Source organism: Kiritimatiellia bacterium (assembly GCA_018001225.1).
In the GTDB taxonomy this organism is placed as follows: Bacteria; Verrucomicrobiota; Kiritimatiellia; order CAIQIC01; family JAGNIJ01; genus JAGNIJ01.
The window spans coordinates 20,985-46,158 of the sequence record JAGNIJ010000032.1; the positions used below are offsets into that span (position 1 = coordinate 20,985).

Below are 25,174 nucleotides of genomic sequence, written 5' to 3' on the forward strand. Positions count from 1 at the left end.
AAACCTCGGCCGGACAGCCCGCCGGGTTGTGTTTCAGGATCGATAAGGCCGAACATGCCGTATCCATATCCAATACCGTATAGGGGCGGATTTCAAAGCCGGATTTCGGCGTTGACACAACGGCCGGATCGCGCCATGGTCCGCAGGCCAAAAGGACCGGTGCGATGACCCGTAACCCAACGCTCGACGCCTTCATGGCCGCCTTCCCCCGCGAGGGCCTGACGTTCGACGACGTCTGCCTCGTGACCCGCTTCGCGGATTTCCTGCCGACGGACACCGACCTCTCCGCGCCGTTCAGCCGTCGCATCCGCCTGAACATCCCGTTCGTCAGCGCCGCGATGGACACGGTCACCGAGGCGCGCATGGCCATCGCCCTGGCCATGCTCGGCGGCCTCGGGATCATTCACCGCAACCTTTGCATCGAGGACCAGGCGCGGATCGTCCGCACCGTGAAATCCCACCTCAACGGGCTCATCGGGCAGCCGGTGACCTTCCGCGACACCGACACCCTGCGGACCGTCCGCGAGACGCGGCAGGCCAGGGGGTACGCGTTCAGCGGGTTTCCCATCCTCGACGGCCAGGACCGCCTGGTCGGCATCCTGACCTCGGCGGACGTCAAGTTCGCGCGCAACCCGGACGCGCCGGTCACCGAGGTGATGACGCGGCAGGTCGTCACCGCGCCGGCGGGGACCACCCTGCGGCAGGCCTACGACCTGATGCAGCGCGAGCGGATCGGGAAGCTGCCGCTCGTGGAGGACGGGCGGCTCGTGGGGCTGTACTCGTACACCGACGTGCGCACGCTGATCGAGAACGCCGAGCCACAGTACAACCGGGACGCGCAGCACCGGCTCCGGGTCGGCGCGGCCATCGCGCCGGGCGACCGGGAGCGCGTCGCGCGGCTGGCCGAGGGGCCGGCGGACGCGGTGGTGATCGACACCGCACACGGACACTCGGCCGCCGTCCTGGAGATGGTGCGCTGGGTCAAGACCGAGTTCCCGGCGCTCGACGTGGTCGCCGGGAACATCGCCACGGGCGAGGCGGCCCGCGCCCTGGCGGACGCCGGCGCGGACGCGGTGAAGGTGGGCATCGGGCCGGGCTCGATCTGCACCACGCGCGTGGTCACGGGCGTGGGGGTGCCGCAGCTGACGGCCGTCTACGAGTGCGCCCGCGCGCTGGAGGGCCGCGTCCCGGTGATCGCGGACGGCGGCATCCGCCACTCCGGCGATGTCCCCAAGGCCATCGCCGCCGGGGCCGACACGGCGATGATGGGCTCGGTCCTCGCGGGCACGGAGGAAAGCCCCGGCGAGAAGATTTTGTACCAGGGGCGGCAATACGTCGGCTACCGGGGCATGGGCAGCCTGGGCGCCATGCAGGCGGGCCAGGGCAGCCGCAAGCGCTACAGCCAGGAGAACGTCAACCCGGACGACCTGGTGCCGCAGGGGATCGAGGGCATGGTGCCGTACGCCGGGACCGTGCAGAAGGTGCTGACGCAATACTGCGGCGGACTGCGCCTCGCTTTGGGCTACGTCGGTTGCCGGTCGTTGGGAGAACTCCAGGAGCGCGGCGAGTTCGTCCGGGTCACCCCCGCCGGCGCGGCCGAGGGCCACGCGCACAACGTGACCATCACCAAGGAAGCGCCGAATTACCGGACGTGAGGCCGGCGGTCAAAACGCCAGCCGAAACCCGAGTCCCGATCCGGACGCCGGGGGCTCGTATTCGAGGACGGAGAGGTCCCCTTCCGAATACCGCGCCATGTTGGATCGCTGCGCGCGATGCCCGAACACGTTGTCCATGTCGGACTTGAACCCGACGATAAAGAGCACCGCCACGATGGTCACGAACAGGCCCACGGTGATCACGGCCCCCTCGGTGCTGCTGTCGGAAATGGCCGCCTCGCCGGCGACGGGCAGCCCCGCGAAGATCAGGCCGGCGACCAGCCACACGCACAGGGTTTTGGCGGAAAGCGATGTCATGGCAGTTCTCCCTTTTAAAAAGCCCCGAAAAATACGCTGGTGAACGTGGTGACCGGCGTCGTCTCCCGCAGGTCGTCGATGGCTCCCCGGATTTCGTTCATCAGCAGCTTGGCCTGCTCATACAACTCGTCGTCCCGGGTCAGCTTGCCCAGGGTGCCGTCGCCCTCGGCAATCGAGACGGTCACGTCCTTGACGGCGGCGACGGCGGCGGAGAGGTCCTGGTACAGGGTGTCGTCCTCGGAGAGCAGCCGGCCGACGGTGCCCTTGCCGTCGTTCACCCGCGCGGTGATCTGCTTCAGGTTCTCGGAAATGTCCTTGAGGTTGGCGTAGAGGGTCTCGTCGGTCAGCAGTTTACCGAGCGTCCCCTCCCCCTCCTCCAGGCGGGCCATGAGCTTGCGGACGCCGTCGGCGGCGGCGCTGATATTCTCGATGATCCTGCCTTCCTCGACGCCCTTCTTGATGAGCTGCACCGTCCGCGTGGCCTCGTCGAGGAGGTCCACCGGCGTCACGCCCCGGATCACCGTGCCCTCGGGCAACAGGGGGTTGTCCTCCGAGCCTTCGTGCACGCCCAGGTACCGCCCGCCGAGCACGGACGACGGCAGGATCTCGATCTTATAATCCTCGCGCAGCGTCACCGGCTGCTCCAGGCTGGCCAGCACGTGCACGCCCTCCGGGGTGATGTGCAGGGCCTTGACCTTGCCGACGTCCACGCCCCTGACGAAGACGTTGTCCCCCTGCCGCAGTCCCAGCACGTGCTTGAAGACCACGTCCAGCTCGTAGCGCTTGGCGAACAGGTTCTCGCGGCTCAAGACGATGGTGAAGAACCCGAGGGCGAGCAGGACCATGAACATGAAGGCGCCCACGGTCACTTCAATCGAGGTTTCCTGCAATCGGCTGCGTTTCATGCTGTTTCCCACGCCCCGCGCTGGGTGATGTACTGCGCGTCCAGGAAGCCGCGTACCACTTCCTGCTTGGACCGAATAAACTCTTCCGGCGTTGAAACTTCAACAATATTTCCCTCGTGGAGCATGGCGATCCGCGTCCCGATGGCGAGGGCGCTATGGAGGTCGTGGGTCACCACCACGCTGGTGACGCCCAGCTCGCGGCGCAGGTTGTCGATCAGCTGGTCGATCGTGCGGGAGGTGACGGGGTCCAGCCCGGAGGTCGGCTCGTCGTACAGGATGATCTCGGGCTGCATGACGATGGCCCGCGCCAGGCCGACGCGCTTGCGCATGCCGCCCGAGAGGTCGGACGGGAACTTCTCCATGATGTCCTCGAGGTTGACCAGGCGCAGCTTCTCCTCGACCAGGCGGTCGATCTCGTCCTCGCCCAGGCGGGTATGCTCGCGAAGCGGAAGGGCGACATTGTCGCCGACGTTCAGCCACTGCAGCAGGGCCGCGCCCTGGAACAGCACGCCGAAGCGCGAGCGGATCCGCTCGAGTTCGGCCCCGCGGGCCTCGCTGACCACGTCGTCGCCGACCCACACCCGGCCGCTGTCGGGGGTCAGCAGGCGCACCATGTGCTTGAGCGTCACGCTCTTGCCGGCGCCGGAGGAGCCGACGATGACGAAGGTCTCGCCCTTCTCGATCTCGAAATCCACGGCGTCGAGCACCAGCCGCCCGCCCAGCCGCCGCGTGACTTTTTCGAACCGGATCATGAGTAGAACAGCCTCGTCACCATGTAGCCCACCACCAGGATCGTCAGGAACGAAATGATCACCGTCTTGCGCGTGGAGCGGCCCACGCCCACGGCGCCCTCCGAGGTGGAGAACCCCTGGTGGCAGGCGACGGTCGTGATGATGACGCCGAACAGGACGGCCTTGAACAGCCCGACGTACAGGTCCTTGTTCTCCGCGTAGCGCGTCGCGTTGTCGAAGTAGGCGGTCAGGGACACGCCGAGCTGGGTCGTTCCGACGATCGCGCCGCCGACGATGCCGAGGATGTTCGTGTAGACCGTCAGGATCGGCATCATCACGACCAGCGCGATCAGGCGCGGCGTGACGAGGAACTTCACCGGGTTGATGGACATCAGTTCCAGGGCGTCGATCTCCTCCGAGACCGCCATCGTGCCGATCTGGGCGGCGATGGCGGACCCGACGCTGGCGGCGATGATCAGGCCGGTCATGAACGGGCCCATCTCGCGCATCATGACCACGGCGACGGCGGTGCCGATGTTGACCTCCTGGCCGAACCGGCGCAGTTCGAGGCCGGTCTGCAGGGCGAGGATCATCCCGGTGAACATGGCGACCACGGTGATGACGCCGAGGCTCTTGATGCCGGTGACGAACATCTGGAAGAGGACCTCGTGCCGGACGCGCTTGGCGAAGGCGAACCGGAGGCAGAGGATCCCCTCCCCGAGCATCACCAGCGAGCGGCCGGCGTTGCGAAGGGTCAGCAGGATGCGCCGGCCGATGTGCGCGAAAAAGTTGATCGGCGGCTCGAAATACTCTGGCTCTCGATGGATTATGGCTCTTTCTCCATGCCGCCCCAGCGCAGGATCCACAATGCGCGGTACGACGTTCCGCCGGCGTCCCGCCGGCGGCCGAACAGGCCTTTCAGCACGTTCCACTCCCGGGCGCCGCCCTCGCGGTCGTCCCGCCGCCACTCCCAGAACGGGAAGAGGGACACGTGACGCCGCTCCGCGCCGCGGACCCGGTCGCGCGCGAGGCCCCATAATACTTCGGTGTCCGCGTTTTCGCCAACCTTCGTCCACGTGAAGAGCGTCCAGAAGGGCGCCCAGTTCCGCTCCACGGGGCCGGTGTTCCAGAGCGGCCACAGTTCGAGCAGGCGCAGGCGCCGGGCCGGCCCCTCCTGCCGGTAGGAGACCAGCGGCCAGACCCGGTGGTGGCGCATTACCGCGCGGGCGCGTCCCCCATCCGCGGGCCGGGAAAGGTCCACCTGCGAATAGACGAACGGCTGGGCCCAGAACTTGCGGCGCACGGTCGCCCCGCGGTCCACCCGCTCGGAACGGAAGATCGGCCAGAGGAAGAACGACGAGCGGAGGCCGGCCATGGTGCGGCGGCCCCAGATGGGCCAGAAGTAGAGCCGTTCGATCTGGCCCGCGCTGTGCTGGAAAAAAGGCCACGGCGCATAGGAGTAGTTCATCCGCTCGCCGGCCGAAAAACGGAAGAACGGCGGGAGAAACAGCCAGGCCTCCTGGTCGGGCATCTTGAAATGGCCCCAGAGCGGGAAGACGATGTACCCGCGGCCCTGGGCATCGGGATAGGTATAGCGCGCCCAGGTGTAGAACGGCCAGCCCACGAAGCCCTTCTCGTAGCGGGCGCGGTGCCGGGCGTAGCCGTAGAACGGGAACACCCGGAACCGCGAGATGCCCTTGCCCTTGGTGCGCGAGTAGACGGGCCAGAGCACATTGTGCGTCCGGACGCTGTTGATCGAGGAGTAGCTCCAAAGCGGGAAGAGGAAGAAGTCCATTTCGTCCTGGCCCAGGAACTCGTGGATGCTGCCGGCGAGCGGGAACAACGCCCGGTATCCTTGCCCTTTCCTGTCGCGGCCCTGGAAATACAACGGCAGGATCATGAACCGGTACCGGGCTGCTTCGACGTTGAACCGCTTGTAGTAGGCCAGGAGCACGCGGGTGTCGAACTCGGCCAGGAACCGGCGGATGGTGGCTATCGGCCAGACCATCTCGGTGAATCGGCGATCCTCCCTTGCGTTCACGCCATGGCAGAAGAGCGGCCGGACGGCCGAAAAAAGCGCCCCGTCCGGGGCGCGGGCCCGCTCGAAGACGGGCCCCAGCCCCCGGGTGCGCAGGTCGCCGCCGGCGTCCTCGAGGCGGCTGGCCAGGAAGCCCCAGTCGTATTCCCCGCCGTCAAAGGCGCGGGCGCTCCCTGCGGCCAGGCCGGCCAGGAGTATCGCGGCATACGCCCTCATGACGGCCCGGTTCACCGCCGGAACACTTCCGTGCGGAAGAAATCGACGAGCGCCTGCTTGCGTTCCCGCTCGCGGGCCTGGCAGGGGATCAAGTCGTCGGGCCGCCAGTGCAGCAGGGACATCTCGTACTCCATGGCGCCGCCCCAGGCATTGTAGAGATACCAGGCGTACATCATGCCGAAGAGGAGCCCGGGCGGCAGGAATCCCTCGTCGCCGTTGACCGTGATGCACCAGTCTCCTTGCTCGTGCGGGCAGGGATTCATCCGCGCAAGGCGGAGGTAGGCCTCCAGTTGGGCCGGGTTCAAACAGGAGCACCGGCGGGCGGGCGGCAATAGACGGATGGAAAAGCATCGCGCGGCATGGGAGGCCAGGCTGATGTTCTTCGACCAGGTGCGCCCCGCGATGTAGCGTCCCAGCACGGCCTCCCCGAGCGCGATGACCAGGTCCTCGCGAAGGCGGTCCGGCCGGCGCAACAGGCTCGCGTGCAGTTTGATGGTGAGATCGTCGGGATCGAAATAGCCCAGCACGCTGTCCCAGTCCCCGCTGCGATGCCAGCGGGAGGCCGGCACCACGCGCACGGCACGGAAAATGCGCAGGTGCTCGGGCAGGATGTCCCGGTTCCGCCACGCGAGATCGAGCAGGATATCGCGCAACCCGGCGGGCTCGAACCGCTTGGCGTGCAGTTGGCGGCGCAGGGTCTGCATGTAGCGGCACGGGATCGGGGGGCGGCGCCGCGGAACGGGAATCTCCGCCGGCACGCGACGAGGCTTCCGCCCGGGCACCAGCCAGGCCGCCGGCATATGGCCGTCCGCGACGAGCAGGGCGCGGATCGCCAACGCGAATTTTTCCGGGTCGTGCTGCACCGCGTTGGTATAGGGGCTCCGGTCCACCGTGAAGAGCATGGACTCGACCGGGACGAAGCCCATGGCCTCAACCCGGGCGCGGTCCAGGTGGATGGGCTTCTTCCCCTCGAGGGCGTAGTTGCGCAGGATATCGCCCGGCAGATGTTCCAGGTTGGAGGCCAGCACGACGTCGAACAGGCCGCGCGCGCCGCCCGGCACGTTGCGGTCGTACGCCTCGAGCAGCTCGGACACGAGGAACCCGGAGTGCGCGTTGTGCGGGGAGATGTCCGTCTCCCCCTCCTGCACCCAGAAGTTCGCGCCGAGCACCTTGAGCGCGCGGCGGTTCGCGCGGATGGCCTCCGGGATGCCGGGGACCTGCAACAGCGCGATGTTGCTCGAGTACAGGCTCCCGGGCGCCGTGATGATGACGTCCGCCTCGCGCAGCTTCCGAAGGATGACGGCGGGCACTTCGGGCGGCGCGGAGAAATCCGCCCGCATCCAGTCGATGGGAAACCCGCGCCGCGCGTGGGAGGACTTGTGCTGGCCGGTCACCTCGACCCCGTGGGCATAGCGGAACACCAGTTCGCCGGGCGTGGCCGTCGCGCCGTGCACGTGCCCCGCGGGGGAGCCGATCAGCCGGGCGAGGCGGTCCACCCCGGCACGCAGCGCCCGGGCCCCCGGCGCCGCGGTGGACCGGCCGCCGGCGGCCTGGAAAATCGCCGCCGTCAGGAGCAGGTTGCCCAGGCAATGCTTGCCGGCCGCCAGCGCCGGCCCGCCGCCTCCCGGAGCAATGTATGCGCCCAGCCCGCGCAAGCCGGCCGCCAGCGCCGGCGGGCAGACCCCGCGCAGCCCCGGCGCCAGGAGACACAACGGATCGCGAAGAATTCGATCCGCGTGCTCGCCTTCACGGAATCGATGGTTGAACACCTGTTGGATCAGGCTGACCACGGGCAGCACTTCGCTGTCCGTCAGAGAGTACGCGCGCTGGAGCAATTCCCGGCGAATGAAAGACAGCAGGGACTTGCGAATGTCGCCGATGCCGACCATGGGCAGGCGGCGGACCAGCCGACCCGTCGAGCCGCCGTCGTCGGTCGTGCACACCACCACGTCCAGGTTGGGAAAGACCTGCTTGAGCCCGACAAACGGGCGCCCGGCCCAGTCCGGCATGCCGGAGTTCCCGCCGACCACCGTGGACATCCCCGTGCCGCCGCCCAGGATCACCACGCGGCTGTCCTGCCCGTCGAAATGAAATACCTTCCCGGCGAGGTCGCGGACGCCCTCGGGCAGCCCCTGGTCGGGCTCGCGCCCGCTCAACACGTAATCCAGAAGGGGCTCCACGGGCGGCCGCGGCGCGGCGGACCGGACCGCCGGACGCCGGTGCAGTGCTCTCGAGGAATGGCTCTTCATCGGTGGGGTTCATGGTACCGCATGAGGTCCGCGGGATGAAGTTTTTTTCTCCGCGCGCGGCGGTTACACCCAGCTCTTGAGCGAAGCTTGGAGGCGCCGCGCCCCCGCGGCGCATCGAGCGGGACGAGGGCGTCCCGCCTCCACTTTACCCCTTGGTGTGTTTTCCTCCAGTTCGCCAAAGATTCGGGCGGTTACACGGTCTCCCATGAGTTCCGACAGACGCAGGCCGGCCCGCCGATCCGCGGGCGCGGGCCGCCCGCGCGACGGAGCGCGCGGACCACCTGTTTCTTTCGAAATCCCGGCGAGAGACGGCCTGGGCTCCGAAAAAACACACACGCGCGGGGGGCGGCCATACTTTGCAAAGTATGGCCGCGGGTTTTCAGGCGACGGGCCGGGGGCGGCGCATTGAATTCAAACAGGACCGCGCACGCCCGGCGGCCTACTGGATCGGGATGAAGACTTCCGTCAGGAGGTCCTTCGGGGGCGTCTGGTCCGGGCTGTTCAGGTACTTCTCGAAGCACGGCGCGTTGCGCAACTGGTGCCCGCTCGACGGCAGCCACTGGCCGAAAATCCCGCGGTACAGGGCCTTCAGCCCGTCGTACGGGCCCTTGAGCGTGAACACGGCATACCGCCCGCCGGCAATGGCCTGCACCCCGACCTCGCCCTCGGGCTTCACGTCGCGGTCAACCGTGATGCACGCGTCGTAGCGGAGCTTGTCCTCGGCGGTGATGTCCGGGTCGTCGTAGCTGATGCCGATGAACTCCGCGTTGCACCCGGCGAGGCCGCGCGGGAAGACAAACCCGCAGACGGCACCCCACGCCTCGCCCGCGGACTTGTCATAGCGCCCCACCCGCCGCACGAATACGACCTTCCGCTCCTTGCACGTTTCGATCCGGTGTTCCATCTTCTTCTCCCTGGGTTGAGGGGCCGCCCGCGGCGCGGCCGAGGGCGGTCCGGGTTTCTTCATTCGCCGGAAACCGACCGGGCTCCGGCCGAAATGCTGCCGGAACGCGCGCGTGAAGGCCGAGGGCGTCTCGTAGCCGGCCTCGAGGGCGATCACCGTCACCGGCTCCCGCGTATGCCGGAGCCGGGCGGCCGCCCGCTCGATCCTCAACCGCCGCTGGTGCTGGCCGGGGGTCTCCCCGACGAACGCCGTAAACAGGCGGTGGAAGTGAAAGGGCGAGAAGCACGCCACGCGGGCCAGGCCGTCCAGCGACAGCGATTCGTCCACGTGCCGCTGCAGGTGCTGAAGCACGCGCTGGATCCGTTCCTGGTAGTCGCGTTCCGTGCCGGGCCGGGGTCGCGCGCCGTTCCTGGATTTCATCATCATGGCCGCACCCTATCCTTGTTCGCGGTCGCGCGCTTTCCCGATCTTGCGGATTGGCGCCCTGCCATCAAGGCGCTTCGCAGAAGCGCCACTACAACAAGCCGGCCCCTGCTGTAGCGGCGGCTCTATGAGCCGCTTCCATCAGGGCGCTTCGCAGAAGCGCCACTACAGTCCTTCCACAGAATAAACAGCGCCGCCGACGCCAGCGCGCAGGCGGCGCCGTAGAAGAACGGCGCGGACGGGCTCACGTTCGACCACAGCCACCCGGCGGCCGCGCTGGCCGCGAAGGCCAGCAGGCCGGTGACGGAATGCATGAGCCCCATCGCCGTGCCGCGGTTCTCCGGGACGGACAGGTCCGCCACCTGCGCCTTGGCCACGCCCTCCATGGCCGCGGCATAGAAACCGTAGAGCGCAAAAAGAACCCAGATTGCCGCCGGGGCGGGATCGAGCGCGAACCCGAGATAGACCAGCGTGAATACCGCGAGCCCGCCGGTCATCACCGCGCGGCGGCCGAACCGGTCCGAGAGCCAGCCGGCGGGCGTCGAGGCGAGGGCGTAGACGGCGTTGTAGAACACGTAGACCCACAGCATGCCCGACGCGCCCAGGCCCGCCTCCTTCGCGCGCAGGAGGAGAAACACGTCGCTGCTGTTGCCGAGGGCGAAGACCCCGTAGATCGCGACGAATTTCTTCAGGCCGGCGGACAGCGGCGGACGCGGGCCGGCCGGCACCGCCGACTTCGGGCACGGCTCGCCGTCTCCCGCGCGAACGAGGGCCAGCGCCAGCACGCCCAGCGCGGCCGGGATGAAGGCGATCACGAACATGGCCCGGTAGCCGACCTGCCACACGGCCAGGAAAAGCAGCGCGAGCAGCGGACCCGCCACGGCGCCGGCCGTATCCATGGCGCGGTGCAGGCCGAACGCCTTGCCGCGCTGCCCCGGATCGCACGAGGCGGCGATCAGGGCGTCGCGCGGCGAGGTCCGCATCCCCTTCCCCGTCCGGTCCACCAGCCGGGCCAGCAGGACCACGGGCCACGCGCCGGCGAGCGCCATCAGGGGCTTGCTGACCGCGGAGAGCCCGTAGCCCCAGACGACGAACGGCTTCCGCCGCGCGGCCCGGTCCGAGATCCAGCCGAAGAGCATTTTCAGCAGGCTGGCCGCGCCCTCCGCGGCGCCCTCGATCAGGCCCACGACCGTCATCGGCGCGCCGAGCACCGCGGTCAGGAACAGCGGGATCACGGGGTAGAGCATCTCGCTGCTGATATCGGTCAGCAGGCTGACGACGCCCAGGACGATCACGTTGCGCCCGAGCCCGGCCAGCAGGCCGCGCGAGGATGTGCTGCCGAAAGAAGCCATGGGGACATCTTACCCGGGCCCGCGCGGCGGGACAATCCCGCGCTCCGTTGCGTTCAGCCCACGCCCGCCGTATAGTGAGGCGGTCCTCATGACCGATCACTTGAACATCGTGATGACGGGCGCCTCGGGGCTCATCGGGTCCACGCTGCGGCCGGTGCTGCAGGCGGACGGGCATACTCTCATCCCCCTACCCCGCGTCTCCAAACGCGCCGGCCCGCCGGCCGCGCGGGCTTGGGATCCGGAGAAAGGCGCCTTTCCGTCCGAAGCGCTGGAAGGCGCGGACGCCGTGATTCACCTGGCGGGCGAGAGCATCGCCGCGCTGCGGTGGACGGCGGCCAAGAAGGATCGCATCCGGAACAGCCGCGTCACGGGCACCCGGCAGCTCTGCGAAGCCTTCGCGCGGCTCCCGCGCCCGCCGCGCGTCCTGGTCGCGGCGTCGGCCATCGGGTACTACGGCGACCGGGGCGACGAGATCCTGGACGAGGACAGCGCGCCGGGGAGCGGCTTCTTCCCGGACCTCTGCCGCGACTGGGAGGCCGCGACGCGGCCGGCCACGGAGGCCGGAATCCGCGTGGTGAACCTGCGGTTCGGCGTCGTGCTCGCGCGCGCGGGCGGGGCGTTGCCGCGCATGCTGCCGCCGTTCCGGCTGGGCCTCGGCGGCCCGCTCGGCGGGGGCCGGCAGTTCATGAGCTGGATCGCCCTCGACGACGCCGTCGGCGCGATCCGGCACGCGCTGCGGGACGAGACCCTGCGCGGGCCGGTCAACGCGGTCAGCCCGCAGCCGGTCACGAACCGCGACTTCGCGCGGACGCTGGGCGGTATTTTGCATCGTCCGACCTTTTTCCGCGTCCCGGCTTTCGTCCTGAAGCTGGTCTTGGGCGAGATGGCGGGGCCGCTGCTGCTGGCGAGCGCCCGGGTCGCGCCGCGGAAGCTGGAGGCCGCCGGCTTCGCGTTCCGGTTCCCGGCCCTCGCCGGCGCGCTGCGGCAGGCGCTGGCCGCCCCCGCCTGATTATTTCCAATGTTTGGAAAAATCGGCTCGCAAGTTTTCCAATGTTTGGAAAAATAGGCGCGGTTTTTTCCAAACATTGGAAAACCCATGAGCCGCCAGAAAAAGGACCGTCCTCCGCCGCCCGTCCTGATGCCCGAGGAACGGTTTCATCACCGGGCCCCGCCGGGCGCCGCGCCGGGGACGCTGGTCGTGGATCCGCGCGCGCCGAAACCGGCCATCACGGTCATCGCGTACGGGCCGGACGGATTCACGGAAGACCATCCGCAGGATATCGATGCCCTGCGCGCGCTGCTGAACCGGCGGCCGGTGACCTGGATCAACGTGGACGGCCTGGGCGACGCGGACACGCTGAAGGCGCTGGGCGAGCTTTTTCACATCCACCCGCTGGCGCTGGAGGATGTGATCAACGTGCACCAGCGGGCGAAGGTGGAGCCCTACCGGGACAACCAGTTCATCGTGGCGCGGATGGTGGAGTTCCGCGAGGACGTGCTGACCGAGCAGATCAGCCTTTTCCTCGGCCCCGACTACGTCGTTACTTTCCAGGAGAAGGCCGGCGACTGCTTCGACCCGGTGCGCGAGCGAATCCGCAAGTCCGGCCATCGCATCCGTTCCGCGGGCGCCGACTTCCTGTGCTATGCCCTGCTGGACGCCGTGGTGGACGCCTGCTACCCCATCCTGGAGCGGTTCGGCGACCGGCTGGACGCGCTGCAGGAGGAGGTGCTCTCGAAGCCCGCGCGCGCGACGGTGACGCTGGTGCACAACGCCAAGCGGGACCTCCGCACGCTGCGCCGGGCCATCTGGCCACTGCGGGAGATGTTCAACGCCCTGTACCGCGACTCCCTGCCGATGATCGCGCCGGACACGCGGCTCTACTTCCGGGACTGCTACGATCACACGATCCAGATCATCGACCTGGTCGAGACCTACCGGGAGACGGCGTCGGACCTGACGGACGTGTACCTCTCCAGCGTCAGCCACCGGATGAACGAGGTGATGAAGGTGCTGACGATCATCGCGACGATCTTCATCCCGCTGACGTTCATCGCGGGGATCTACGGCATGAACTTCAACCCCGAGTCCTCGCCGTGGAACATGCCGGAACTGAACTGGAAACTGGGCTACCCGTTCGCGCTCGGGCTGATGGCCCTGACGGTGCTGGTGATGCTCGCCTTTTTCCGCAGGAAGGGCTGGCTGGGCGCCGACCGGTAGCTCCAGAGACCGCGCGACGGAACCTTATTCCCAAGCGTAGACGTGTTCCTGGTTCGTCTGCAGCGGCTCGGCCGGCTGACCGTTCGGGCCGACCTTCTTGAAAACGGACTGCTTGCCGGTGGAGACGCTTTCGAAGGTGATCCGCGTACCCGACCGGGTGTCCGCGGGATTGGCCGCGGGCGGCACATGGGCCATAGCCTGGCGGCGCCGCCGGGTATTCATCCAGGCGGCGATCGCAAACACCACGCTCAAGATCGTGGCGATGACACCGGTTAGTGTAAGGGGTGAGTCAAACATACAACTCTACTCCATTTTCTAGAAAATGAATCTACCCCCTTCCCCGCGGAAAGTAAATCAATTTTTTTTCGTCAAAATGGGGTTCAAGCGAACCCGGCGCCGGCCACATCCTGGGCGGCCTGGGCCACGATTTCCGGGGTAATTTGCCGCACGCGGGCCGCGCTGCCCAGCATGAGGGCGATGTCGGCGACGTTGTTGAGCACCCGGGGCAGGCCGTGGGTGACCGTGTACATGGCACGCATGGCGTCCAGATCGAAGATCCACAAATCGCCCCCGGCCACGCGGATGCGATTCTGGATGTACTCAATCGTCTGGTCCTCGTTCAGGGGCTGGAGGCACCAGGTCAGTTGAAGACGCTGCAGGAGCGACTCGTCGGCTTTGCGAAGCTGGTCTAGCTCCACGTAGCCGGCGAGGATGATGGTGAAGGCGGGGCTCAAGGGTTGGTTCTCGCGGCCGGCCAGGGTCAGGTTGGTCAGCAGGTGCAGGAAATGATAGGTCTCCGGGTCGGCCATCATCTGCGCCTCGTCCAGCGCCAGCACCACGTGGCCGAGGGAGGGCATTTCCTCGTTGAGCAGGCGGATGGCCTCGAGGGGATCGGGCGGCGCGTCGGGGACGCGGCGGCAGCCGATCTGGCGGAGGATCTGCTGGGCGAAGAGCGGCACGGGGCCCGGGACATAGTCCAGCGCGACGAACCGCGACTGGCTCTCGTTATGCACCTGGGTGGCCAGCAGCCGCAGGATCATGGACTTCCCGACGCCGTAGGCGCCGGTCAGCACGCCGCCGAGCTTGCGATTGAGGGCGAGGTAGGTCAGCCGGGCCAATCCCTCGCGGTGCTGGTCGGACAGGTACGCGAAGCGAGTATCGGCCACATTCTGGAACGGCTCTTCCTTGAGATTCCAGTAGGTTATGTACACTCGTTTCTACGCTTTCAACGGCCGGGCGGCTCGCCTTGGCCGCCGGGCCCCCTCGGGATTTCGTCCGTGCGCAGTCCGGGCATCACGCTGGAAAAATTGATCCGAGGACCGGACGGCGCCTCCCCGCCGGCCGGCATCGAGGGCCGGGAGGGCGTCATTTTCCGGGCAGCGGCGGCCGGTCCCGCGGCGGGCGCCGCGGGGGGCGGCGGTTCCGCCGACAACTCGGTCAACCCGAGGCCGTTGACGATGTCATATTCGATCGGCGGGCCGGGTTTCTTTTCTCCAAGGTACTTGGTGACCTGGAAGAGCAGGCGGTCGCTCTTCTCGGAGGGATTCAGGTAGATGCAGATGGGAATGATCTCCTCCAGGATCTTGCGAAGGCGATGGGCCATGGCCGAAACCGGCTTGGGCAGGGTCATGAGCGTGGTCGTACCGAGGCGGTCGAACGCCCGGGCGAAGGAGAGCGCGTACTGCCCGAGATGCTCGACGTCCTGGATGGCGACCCACGGCACGATGGTGTCGATGACGACCCGGCGGATGGAGTGGGTCTCGATGACTTCCTTCAACTGGTTGAAGCCGTCGGCCGGCAGGTTCACCGCGTCCGTGCGGTCCATGCCGAACACGAAGTCGCTGTATTCGAGCAGGATGAGGTTCTCCGCTTCCACGGCGTTGCTGATGGGGAGGCCCAGCGAGTCGGCGCAGATGGTCAGGTCGGCGGCCTGCCGGGTGGACAGCATCAGGCAACGCTCGTCCTGCTGCAGCCCCTGACGGAGGAACTGGAAGGCCATCACGGTCTTGCCGGTGTTGGTCCGCCCGGTCACGAGCGTGGACCGTCCCTGGTACACGCCTCCGTAGGCGGCATCGAAAAACGGCACTCCCAGTGGCGTTTTAGCGATCATTGCACCTGACCCGAGGCGACCTCGCCGCTCCCCAGGAGTCTCTTCAGCACGGCGCTCACAAACGAGAGCTCGAAGGGCTTGGTAAGGAAATCCTTGATGCCGAGCTGCTCGCACTCGGAGAGCCGCTCGTCGGTGGGAAAGCCGCTGGCCACGATGATCGGGCACTGGGGGCGGGCCTTGCGCAGGGCGCGCACGAGGTCCATCCCGCTCACCGAGCCGGCCATTTCCAGGTCGGTCACGATCACCTGCACGGTCGGGTTCCTGGCCTGTTCGCAGCCCGCGGTGCCGTCGGCCGCCAGGACCACCTGGTGTCCGAGCTTTTGAAAGAGGCGGTTCAGGTAGTTGCGCACCTGCTCGTCATCGTCGATCACGAGAATCTTGGCCATAGACTCCTCCATCCTCCCGCCGCTCGCCCGCCGCGGCGCGCACAGTAATCTTTTCCATCCGATATCCTATCCATCGCGGGAAGCTTGACAAGAAATAACTTCCGGGCGCGCGCGGTATCCGGCGGCGGGGCCGGGTCTTGGGCCCGCCGGCGGGCGGGGCCGCCGCCCGTTTTTCGGCTGGCGTTGGATTCGCGTTTGCCGCACTATGCGAAGCAGCGGGCGAGGAAGACGAGGTACCCTGTGAGCGCGAGGGATCCGGACCATAATTTGCGCGGGCTGCTGAAGACCGACGAGAAGACCCCGCTCCCGGTCGCTCCCCAAAAGATTGCGCTGCTGAAGTCCACGTACCGGCAGAGCTGGTTTTACTTCCTGCTGCTGATCTGCATGGCGGTCGCCTGGGCCTTCCCGCTGCGCATCGCCCTGCTGCGGCTGCTGGCCTTCCGCCCGACGCACCAGGGCGTCCGGGACCGGCACGAGTTTGTCGCCATCGCCTACGAATCCATTTCCGAGCGCCCGCGGGACGTGTCGCCGCTGCAATTCAAGGACCATCTGGCGGCCCTGCGGAAGGCCGGGTACATCCCGATCAGCCTGGCGGACGTGCGGGCCCTGTACCAGGAGGGCAAACCCCTGCCGCGCAAGGCGATCCTGATGACGTTCGACCAGTCGCGCAAGGCGGCCTACTTCGAGGCGCGCGGGCCGCTCCAGCGGGCCGGCTGGACCGCGGTGGCCTTCCTGTGGACGGCGCCGATCGTGGACGAGGATCCGGCGAGCCTGCGGTGGCCCTACATCCGGACCATGCTGCAGGGCGGCGGCTGGGAAATCGGGGTCCAGGGCCACCGGAGCTATTCCCGCATCACGGCGGACAGCGCCGGGACCCGGCGGAATTTCATGGCGGCGCCCCGCTGGATCGCCGAAGAGACCCGCTATGAAAGCCCGGCCGAGTTCAGCGCGCGGCTGATCGCGGACCACGAGGCGGCGCTGGCGTTCATCCAGGAAAACCTGCCGGGCAAGCCGTTCGCCTACGCGTTCCCCTACGGCGATTTCGGGCAGTTCGACCAGCGCGCGGTCCTGTCCCGCCGGCTGAACATGGACCTCGTGGGCCGCTACTACGACCTGGGCTTCGTCCTCGGCAACACGGCGCTGAACACGAAGGACAGCGACCCGCGGCGCCTTCGGCGGCTGCTGGTCAACCCGCGGTGGAGCACGGAAGAGCTGGTGGCGCGGCTGGAGAACGCCTGGCCCCATCCGCAGGGCTACTCGCGCCAGGCCCTTCTCTCCACCCCCGCCGCGTGGGTGGTGGACTGGGGCCGGGTCGGCATGGGCCCGGACTTCGTGCGCTTCACCGCGCGGACGAACACGACGGGGGCCAAGGTCTGGCTGAACGGCAGCGACACGTTCCGGGATTTCCACGCCCGGCTCAAGGCGAGGGTCGAGCACGGCCAGTTCGGCCTGTTCATGCGGGCCACGCCGGACGGCGAGGAGCACGTCTACCTGGGGCTCGGCGACGAGGGCAAGGTCTGGCTGCGCCAGAAGCACGCGGGCATGAAGCCGTTCACGCTGGCCTCGGCCAATTACACGCCCGACGCCGAGGGGTTCGTGGAGCTCGAGGTCTTCATCCGCGACCGGCTTTTTTACGCGCAGGTCAACGGGCAGCCGCTGTTCCAGAACATCATCAACACCCGCGGCGTCGTGCGCGCGGGCATGATCGGCTGCAGCGTCTGGCACCCGGATATCGGGACGGCCCTGGCCGAGGTGGTGGATTTCGACCTCGAGCCGTTCCGCCCGAGCGTCCTGACCTGGGAGCCGACGCTCGGTCACTCGCTGGACCTGGCCTACTGGCTGCGCGGGGAGGCCTACCGGTATAGCCACCTGGCCGCGCCGTGGATGGTCGTCTCGACGCACGGGCTGCAGGAGCAACCCCGCTGGGACCCCCGGCTGTTTTCGTCGTTCGCGTCGATTTACCGTATGCAATTCACCCCCGAGGTGCGGCTGGACAGCTTCGAGGCGCTCGCGACCCTGTCGCCGAGGACGCTGGCGGAAGAAGCCCGCAACATCCGGGCCAACGGGGTGGTACTGAACCTGGGGGGCACCATGCGCGGAATGATCCTCTCGCAGCTCACCTCGTGGTTGAAGGAGGCCAGCCGGGTGCTGGCGGCCAGCGGCTTGAGCATGCTGGTGCAACTGCCGCCCGTGCTGGAGCAGCCTTCGACCCTCCCGAGCGTGATGGAGGCCGTGCCCGGCGCGCAGATCGTCACGACGGAGGACGCCACCGTGTCGGCCGCCGCGGAAGTCGCCTCGACCAATACGCCGCCCGTGCTGAAGCAGGAGACCGCCCCCCTGCCCTACCGCGATCTCGAGCTCACCCTCTACTACGAGCTCTCCGGCCTGACCCAGCCCGACGAAACCTGGAGCACGGAGATGCACGCGGAATGGCTCCGCCAGGAAGGGCGCGCCGCGTTCCGGATCGGGGATTTCCAGAAGGCGCGCGAGATCTGGACGCACTGGAAGGAGCTGGAACCCAACAACGAGGAACCGGTCTCGCTGATCGGCGACGTGTTCCTGCGCGAGGGCAACATCGAGACCGCGATGGAGTACTACCGGCAGAGCCTCGACCTCAACCCGGGGCAGATCGGGCTGGTGATCCGCATGGCCCGCATCCTCGGCGTCAACGCGAACAAGCCGGAAGAGGCCATGCAGTTGCTGAACCGCTACGCGCGGATCTTCCCCAATCATCCGGACATCGCCCTGGCGCAGGCCGAGTGGCTGATCCGGCAGCGGCGCGAGGAGGAGGCCACGGCCCTGGTCCGCAAGGTGGTGGAGTTGTTCCCCGAGAACCTGCGCGCCCGCACCATGCTCCATCCGCTGCTGAAGGACGCGCGGAAGCAGTACGAGAACCTCAAGAAGATCGTCGAGGTCGGGTCCCAGACCGGGCTGGAGCAGCAGCTGGCCCGGGCCATCCAGGAGCAGGATCTCTTCACCCTGCCGGAATCCTGGCTGCTGATGGACTTCCTCGAGCGCATGGCGGTCGAGGCCCCCGAGGAGCAGCGGGAGCTGTACACGGCGCTGCTGCCCCGCGACCAGAAGGCCTTCGACGATTTCCGCTCCGGGCGCCTGTCGGCCGAGTGGATCAGCTCGGTGAACTACGAGGAAGACCAGGCGGGCAGCATGCTGCTGGCGGCGGACCCGGCCAAGACGGAGGCCTACCTGCGCCTGGTCCGGTCGGACAGCCTGCTCAACGGCTTCGTCGAGGCGCTGGTGGAGGAGCCCCGGGGCTATCTCTGGCTGTACGCGCGGCGCGGGGCCGGCAGCATGGTGCGCTTCGGCTTCGACCAGTCGGGGCAGCTGTACCTGCAGGTCTGGCGCGGGGGACAGATCCTGGCCCGCAACACCCGCTACTGGGTGAAGCCCGACCGGCCGATCCGGCTGCGCCTGGAGATCCGGGGCGACGGGGCGCTGGGGTTCGTGGACGGCCAGGCCGCCTTTGGCGCGCCGCTGTCGATCCCGCGCAACATGGGCCTGGGCTGGTGGGGCCTGGCCCCGTGGGCCCCGCAGTTCGGCCAGGCCCAGGTGCTGATCCGCGAGGTCAGCGGCGGCCCGCTCCCCGTCCAGATCGGGTGGTTCCAGGGCCGGGGCGAGAGCGTCACGGACGAGGACATCCTGGCGCGCCTGAAACCGCACATCCAGCAGATCTCGGCCGTGACGCCGCCGTGGTTCTTCCACGACACGGACGGCGAGGTGAAGAAACGGGGCGAGGGCGACTTCCCCGACGTGCGCATCTTCTCGCGCTACCACCAGGTGCGGCTGCTGCCCGCGGTCCAGGACGTTTCGCTGCGCACGCTCGACGTGGCCAAGCTCGTGCCGCTGGCGGAGACCAACCGGGTGGACGGCTTCACGCTCATGGTGCCCCGCATGCCTCCCGCGGAATGGTTCGAGAGCGCCGAGAAGGCGCTGCTGGGGACCTCGCTGACGATCCTCGTCGCCCACCTGGACCTGGACAAGAAGACCGCCGAGCTCCGCGAGGTGGCGCCGTACGTCGGGCTGTTCCCGGGGGCGCGCGCGACGCACACGCTGCCGATGATCGTGCCGGAGACCCATCCGCCCGATGCGCCGCCCAAGCCCCAGGATGACCGCTCGCCCAGCGCGGTGCTGATCCTCTGACGCCATGCCCGCGACCTCCAGCCCGCCCGGGCCGCCCGCCCCGGCGCACGCGCCCAAGACCGGCCACCGGTGCCACTGCGAGGACTGCTTCTTGAGCGTGTACGTGCTCGACGCGGCCCGCCCGACGGTGTGCCCCTTCTGCCAGCGCCGCATGAAACAGGAATCGTTTCCCCCGCGGCCGCCGGCGGAGAACAAGGCCGAACACAACTTCGAGGAGCGCCTCCGGCGCCTGTATCACCCGCCGCCCCGCGTCTCGATGGTGCTCATGGCCGCCGGGGGCATCCTGCTGCTGACCATGGTCATCTACCTGCAGCTGATCAATATCGAGCACTACTGGTACTCGCCGCTGGTCAACATCTTCAGCCTCGTGGTGGGGATTTTCATCCTCACGCGCTTTCTCTTCGCCGCGTTCTACTCCCCGCCGCCGAGCGTCGGGTTCGAACCGCCCGTGACGGTCTCCATCCCCTGCTACAACGAGGAGAAGTCCATCGCCCAGACCATCGCCCAGGTCTTCGCGCAGGACTACCCGCACTGGAAGACGGAAGTGATCGTGGTCAACGACGGGTCCCGCGACAACACGCTCGAGGAGATGCTGAAGGCCCAGGCGGCCTTTCCCCTGCTCGTCATCGTGGACTTCGAGCGCAACCGCGGCCTGGTCTACGGCATGGCGGCGGCATCCCTGATGGCCCACAGCGATTTCATCGTGTTCGTGGACTCCGACACCTTCCTGATGCCCGACGCCGTGCGCAAGGTGATCCAGGGGTTCGTGGACCCGACCGTGGGCGGCATTTCCGGGCACACGGACGTGGAGAATTCCAAGGTCAACCTGCTGACGCGGATGCAGGACGTGCGGTATTACTTCTCGTACACGATCATGAAGGCGGCGGAGAGCACGTTCGGGATGGTGAGCTGCCTGCCCGGGTGTTTCTCGGCCTACCGGCGGTCCTGCATCCTGCACGTGCTGGACGACTGGATCCACAGCACGTGCTTCGGCAAGGTCGGCAACTACGGCGACGACCGCAGCCTGACGAATTTCGTGCTGAAGGACTACCGGATCCTGTACGACAGCGAGGCCGTGGCGACCACGCTCGCGCCCGAGAACTGGAAACAGTACGTCCGGCAGCAGGCGCGCTGGATGCGCTCGTACGCGCGCGAGGTGTTCCGGGCCAGCAAGTTCATGTGGCGCAAGCACCCGATCCCGGCGCTGTCGTGGTACGTGATGATGTGGATGCCGATCGTGGAGCCCCTGATCATCCTGCAGGCCCTCGTCATCGGCCCGCTGCTGATGGGCACGGTGACCGCGCCGTACGTGGTCGGCGTGATGGCCATCACCCTGATCTGGTCGATGGAGCACCTGCGCCGCACCGGGCGAACGGACTGGTGGGCCGGGTTCTTCTTCACCTTCTCCTACGCCCTGTTCTTCAGCTGGTAGATCTACTACGCCCTGGCGACGCTGCGCCGCGCGGCCTGGGGCACCCGCGGCACCGGGGCGGGCACGGCGACGGGGGGCGGTGAGCCGTGAGCGAACGCGCCTCGAACCGCCCGCCGCCGCCCGTCCACCCGAAGTCGACGGTCCCGCCGCCGGACAGCGACGCGCGCATCCGCGCGCTGAAGGCGTCGTACCTGCAGTCCTGGCTGTACTTCTTCCTGGTCGTCAGCCTGCTGGCGGCGTGGTGGGTGCCGTTCCACATCTGGATGCTGCGGAAGGCCGCCCAGCGCGCCCAGGACCGCGGCCCGCGCGACGCGTACTCGTTCCTGGCGCTGTCCTACGCCGGCATTTCCGACCAGGAACGCGAAGTGACGCCGGACCGGTTCCGGGAGCACATCGAGGCGCTGAAGGCCCGGGGCTACGTGACCCTCACCCTCGAGGAGGCGCGCCAGCTCATCTACGAGGGAAAGCCCGTCCCGCGGGGCGCCCTCCTGCTGACCTTCGACCAGTCCCGCAAGTCCTCGTACTTCGACGCCCGCAGCGTGCTGCGGCGGGCGGGGTACCACGGCGTGATGTTCATCTGGACGCGGCCGATCCTCGAGGGCGAACCGTCGAGCCTGCGCTGGCCCTATGTCCGGCGGATGCTGCGCGTCGGCGGGTGGGAGATCGGCGCCCAGAGCCACGACGGGTTCAGCCTGGTCCCCGCCGATCCGGCCGGGACCGAAGGCCATTTCCTGACCACCCCGCAATGGCTGACGCCGGAAAACCGGTACGAGACCCTGGAGCAGTACGCCGGCCGCCTGGCCGCGGACCACCTCCAGTGCCTCGACATCATCGAGAAGCAGACGGGCACCCGGCCCCGCGCCTTCGCCTTCCCCTACGGCGATTTCGGGCAATACGACGACCGGGCCGTGCTGACCCGGCGGCTGAACCTCGACCTCGTGGGCCAGCAGTACGACCTGGGCTTCGTCCTCGGTTCCGCCGCGCTGAACACCCGCGACAGCGACCCGCGCCACCTGACCCGCCTGATGGTGCAGTCCGACTGGACCGCGGAGGAGCTGGTCCAGCGGCTGCGGCACGCCTGGCCGCGGGACGAGTACAGCCCGGAGTACCTGTTCAAGACCCCCCTCGCCTGGCTGCCGGACTGGGGCGTCTTTTCCCTCGCCGGGGGCGCGATCGAACTGGGCGCCGCCACGAACACGACCGGCGCCAAGGCCTGGATCAACGGCAGCGACACCTTGAGCGACTTCACCCTCTCGATGGAATTCTCCATTGAAAAAGGCCAGCTCGGCCTGTTCCTGCGCGGCACGGCGGACGGCGAACGGTACATCTACCTGGGGATGGACGAGCACGGCCAGTTGTGGCTGCGCCAGAAATCCGCCGGCATGCAGCCCGTGACCCTGGCCTCCCGGCAGGTGCCGAAGCTCCTGCCGGAGAAGAACCATCTGGAAGTCTCCCTGCGGGAGAGCCTGATCTTCATCCGCCTCAACGGCCAGCCCCTGTTCCTGGACGTGCTCCAGATCCACGGCAAGCCCGTGCCGGGCATGGCGGGCTTGAGCGTCTGGCATCCCGACGAGGGCGCGGCGCGCGCGCAGGTCTCCTCGCTGCACATCCGGCGGACCCGCGAGGCCGTGGTCACCTGGACCCCGACCGTGGAGGGGCAGCACCGCCTCACGGACTGGATCAGCCGCAACGGCGACCGCATCTCGCACCTCGCGCCGCCCTGGATGAGCATCGGCACGCGCGGCGTCCTGACCCAGCCCGCCTGGGACGCGCGCCTCTTCAAGGCCGTGGCGGGGATTTACCATCTCCGGTTCACGCCCGAGGTGCTGTTCGAGGACAACGCCGGGGTCGCGCGCCTCGAGCCGGAGTCGCTGGCCGGGCAGCTCGACGAGATCGGGGCCGAGGGCGTGCTGCTCGATTTCACGCGCACGGACGCCGGGCTCGCCCCCGTGGTCCTCACCGCCTGGCTCCAGAAACTTCACGCCCTGCTGGCCGAAAAGAGCCGGCTGATGATCGTCCGCCTGCCCCGCTACGTGATCCAGGACGCCGCCCTGAAGGCCCTGATGACCGTCCTGCCCAACCTGCGGGTCGCTACCTCGAGGGACCCCGCCCTGGCGGTGCCCCTCGTCCGGCTCGGCGACGCCGCGCACCGCGTGATCCAGGTCGAGGAAGCCGACCCCGAGCACGACGAGGCCCCGCTGGGCGTGTACTATCAACTGGGGCCGGGCGACAGCCAGACCCGCCGGAGCGAAACTGAAAGCCCGGCCGAAATCTGGCGGCGGCGGGGCCAGCGGGCGTTCCTGTCCGGCAGCTTCCAGCATGCCATCGAGATCTGGACCACGTGGCAGAAGGAGGAGCCCTACAACGAAGAGCCGCTGATGCTCATCGGCGACGTGTACCTGCGCCGCGGCGACATCCCGACCGCGTTGCAGTATTACCAGCGCAGCCTCGACATCAGCCCGGGGCAGATCGGGCTCGTGATCCGCATGTCGCGCCTGATGAACGGCGGCGGGGAGGGCCCGGGCAGCGCCCTCGCCCTGCTGGACCAATACGCCGCGATTTTCCCGAACGACCCGGAAATCCTCCTGGGCAAGGCCGAGTGGCTGGCGCGCCACGACCGGCACGCCGAGGCCGGCGAACTCATCCGCCGGGTCCTCGAGCAGCATCCCGACAACCTCCAGGCCCGCAGCCTCCTGCACGGCCTGCTGACCGAACCGCGCGATCGCTACGACAACCTGCGGAAGATCGTCGAGGTCGGATCCCGGCCAGGCATGGAGATGCCCCTTATCTCCGCCGTCCGCGACCAGAACCTGCTGGCCCGGCCGGAATCCTGGATCCTGATGGACCTGCTCGAGAAGCTGGCGGCCCGCGCCGGGGACGACAGCCGCGAACTCCTCCTCTCCATGCTGCCGCGGGCGCGCGCGGCGCGGGAGGATTTCCGCCACGGCGCGCTGTCGCCGGACTGGATCAGCTCCGTCGAGGTGGGGCGCGTCGGGTCCGGCCGGCTCCTGCTCGCCGCCGACCCGTTCGAGACCGAGGCCTACGTGCAACTCACCCGGTCGGAGGGCCTGCACAGCGGCTACATCGAGGCCGTCATCGACCAGCCCCGCGGGTTCTTCTGGCTGTACGCCCGGCGCAGCGCGGGCGGCATGGTGCGCTTCGGGTTCGACCAGGAAGGGCAGATCTACCTGCAGATCTGGCGCGGCGACCAGATCATCGCGAACGAAACGCAGCCCTGGACCCGGCCGGACGGCCCGCTGCGGCTGCGCCTGGAACTCCGCGGGGACGGCGCCCAGGGCTACGTGGAGGATCAGCCCATCTTCCGGACGCCGGTCTCGATCCCGATCGATCTCGGCCTCGGCTGGTGGGGCGCGGGCGCGTGGGCCGCGCAGTTCGGCGTCGCGCAGGTGACCCTCCGCGAGATCGAGGGCGGCCCGCGGCCCATCCGCCTGGCCAGCTTCCATCGCCGCGAAGAGCCCCCGGACGACGCGGCCAGCGTGGAGATGCTCAAGCCCCGCGTCCAGGACCTGTCCACCGTCGCACCCTTCTGGTACCGGCACGAGATGGACGGCACGATCCGGCGGGACGGCGACCAGGAATTCCGCAAGGTCCGGATCTTCGCCCGCTACCACCGGCTCCGGCTCCTGCCGGTGGTCCGGCTGTGCGACTGGCGCAACCTGGACCCCGCCGAGCTGGCCCGGCGGGCCACCGAGGAGGACGTGGACGGCTTCACGCTGACGATGCTGCAGCTCCCGCCCCCGGAATGGCTGGAGCGCGCCGAGCAGGCCCTGCTGGGCACCGACCTGACGCTGCTCGCCGTGTTCCTGGACGAAGACAGCCGCTCGGCCATGCTGCGGGAGATCTCCGCCGTTTCCGGCCTCTTCCCCGGCGCGCGCAAGGTCCACATGCTGCCGATCCTCCTCCCGGAGGAACTGGCGGTGGACGAGTCCGACGGGTTCTGGCGGCGGGCGCCGGGCGACGCCGTCGTTCTATTCTGATGCTGACACGCGCCCGGTCCTGCGCGATACTCTCGTCCGGGTTTTCCGGCCGGCCGGGCGCCGGTCCAGCGTGGAACAGCG

18 protein-coding genes are annotated in these 25,174 nt (G+C 68.3%); 6 read left to right on the top strand and 12 right to left on the bottom strand.

The annotated features are described in order from the left end of the window. Positions 1-164 precede the first annotated feature (164 nt). On the top strand, positions 165-1,655 hold the full coding sequence (guaB, locus tag KA248_10960) for an IMP dehydrogenase (protein MBP7830427.1): 1,491 nt from the start codon (positions 165-167) through the stop codon (positions 1,653-1,655). Between the two features lie 9 nt (positions 1,656-1,664). Here guaB and KA248_10965 read toward each other — a convergent pair whose 3' ends face one another. The 8 genes from KA248_10965 to KA248_11000 all read right to left on the bottom strand — a co-directional run bounded on the left by KA248_10965 (position 1,665) and on the right by KA248_11000 (position 10,791). Next, the gene (locus tag KA248_10965; GenBank protein ID MBP7830428.1) at positions 1,665-1,973 is read right to left on the bottom strand and encodes a hypothetical protein; all 309 of its coding nucleotides are present in this window, start codon (positions 1,971-1,973) and stop codon (positions 1,665-1,667) included. Between the two features lie 14 nt (positions 1,974-1,987). After that, entirely contained in the window at positions 1,988-2,878 is an 891-nt protein-coding gene (locus tag KA248_10970) for an MCE family protein (protein MBP7830429.1), read from the bottom strand. Then, on the bottom strand, positions 2,875-3,630 hold the full coding sequence (locus KA248_10975; GenBank protein MBP7830430.1) for an ATP-binding cassette domain-containing protein: 756 nt from the start codon (positions 3,628-3,630) through the stop codon (positions 2,875-2,877). Before KA248_10975 ends, KA248_10970 begins: the two co-directional genes overlap by 4 nt. Next, a complete protein-coding gene (locus tag KA248_10980) occupies positions 3,627-4,334 on the bottom strand; it encodes an ABC transporter permease (GenBank protein MBP7830431.1) in 708 nt (235 codons plus the stop codon). Before KA248_10980 ends, KA248_10975 begins: the two co-directional genes overlap by 4 nt. 101 nt (positions 4,335-4,435) lie before the next feature. Then, positions 4,436-5,863, bottom strand: a complete 1,428-nt coding sequence (locus tag KA248_10985) for a hypothetical protein (protein MBP7830432.1) — start codon at positions 5,861-5,863, stop codon at positions 4,436-4,438. An 11-nt stretch (positions 5,864-5,874) separates the two neighbouring features. After that, on the bottom strand, positions 5,875-8,112 hold the full coding sequence (locus KA248_10990) for a YvcK family protein (protein ID MBP7830433.1): 2,238 nt from the start codon (positions 8,110-8,112) through the stop codon (positions 5,875-5,877). A 439-nt stretch (positions 8,113-8,551) separates the two neighbouring features. Beyond that, positions 8,552-9,436, bottom strand: a complete 885-nt coding sequence (locus KA248_10995; protein MBP7830434.1) for an AraC family transcriptional regulator — start codon at positions 9,434-9,436, stop codon at positions 8,552-8,554. 128 nt (positions 9,437-9,564) lie between these two features. Continuing rightward, complete coding sequence (locus tag KA248_11000) at positions 9,565-10,791, bottom strand: MFS transporter (GenBank protein MBP7830435.1); 1,227 nt, start codon at positions 10,789-10,791, stop codon at positions 9,565-9,567. 100 nt (positions 10,792-10,891) lie between these two features. Here KA248_11000 and KA248_11005 point away from each other — a divergent pair, with 100 nt between their 5' ends. Then, positions 10,892-11,800 (top strand): TIGR01777 family oxidoreductase, encoded by a 909-nt coding sequence (locus KA248_11005; protein MBP7830436.1) that lies wholly within the window; start codon positions 10,892-10,894, stop codon positions 11,798-11,800. An 87-nt stretch (positions 11,801-11,887) separates the two neighbouring features. Then, positions 11,888-13,009, top strand: coding sequence for a magnesium/cobalt transporter CorA (corA, locus tag KA248_11010; GenBank protein MBP7830437.1), 1,122 nt, complete (start codon positions 11,888-11,890; stop codon positions 13,007-13,009). Positions 13,010-13,033: 24 nt separating this feature from the next. Here corA and KA248_11015 read toward each other — a convergent pair whose 3' ends face one another. The 4 genes from KA248_11015 to KA248_11030 all read right to left on the bottom strand — a co-directional run bounded on the left by KA248_11015 (position 13,034) and on the right by KA248_11030 (position 15,505). After that, positions 13,034-13,306, bottom strand: coding sequence for a hypothetical protein (locus KA248_11015; protein MBP7830438.1), 273 nt, complete (start codon positions 13,304-13,306; stop codon positions 13,034-13,036). A gap of 83 nt (positions 13,307-13,389) precedes the next feature. Next, entirely contained in the window at positions 13,390-14,220 is an 831-nt protein-coding gene (locus tag KA248_11020) for an AAA family ATPase (protein MBP7830439.1), read from the bottom strand. A gap of 14 nt (positions 14,221-14,234) precedes the next feature. Beyond that, a complete protein-coding gene (locus KA248_11025; GenBank protein MBP7830440.1) occupies positions 14,235-15,119 on the bottom strand; it encodes a hypothetical protein in 885 nt (294 codons plus the stop codon). Continuing rightward, positions 15,116-15,505 (bottom strand): response regulator, encoded by a 390-nt coding sequence (locus KA248_11030; protein ID MBP7830441.1) that lies wholly within the window; start codon positions 15,503-15,505, stop codon positions 15,116-15,118. The genes KA248_11025 and KA248_11030 overlap by 4 nt, the downstream gene beginning before the upstream one ends. 240 nt (positions 15,506-15,745) lie before the next feature. On the opposite strand from KA248_11030, the gene KA248_11035 reads away from it, so the two are divergent. The 3 genes from KA248_11035 to KA248_11045 all read left to right on the top strand — a co-directional run bounded on the left by KA248_11035 (position 15,746) and on the right by KA248_11045 (position 25,093). Further along, positions 15,746-19,663, top strand: a complete 3,918-nt coding sequence (locus KA248_11035; protein ID MBP7830442.1) for a tetratricopeptide repeat protein — start codon at positions 15,746-15,748, stop codon at positions 19,661-19,663. Between the two features lie 4 nt (positions 19,664-19,667). Continuing rightward, positions 19,668-21,095 carry a glycosyltransferase family 2 protein gene (locus KA248_11040; GenBank protein ID MBP7830443.1) on the top strand — a complete coding sequence of 476 codons (1,428 nt, stop codon included), beginning with the start codon at positions 19,668-19,670 and terminating at the stop codon, positions 21,093-21,095. An 86-nt stretch (positions 21,096-21,181) separates the two neighbouring features. Beyond that, on the top strand, positions 21,182-25,093 hold the full coding sequence (locus KA248_11045) for a polysaccharide deacetylase family protein (protein MBP7830444.1): 3,912 nt from the start codon (positions 21,182-21,184) through the stop codon (positions 25,091-25,093). Positions 25,094-25,174: the final 81 nt, after the last annotated feature.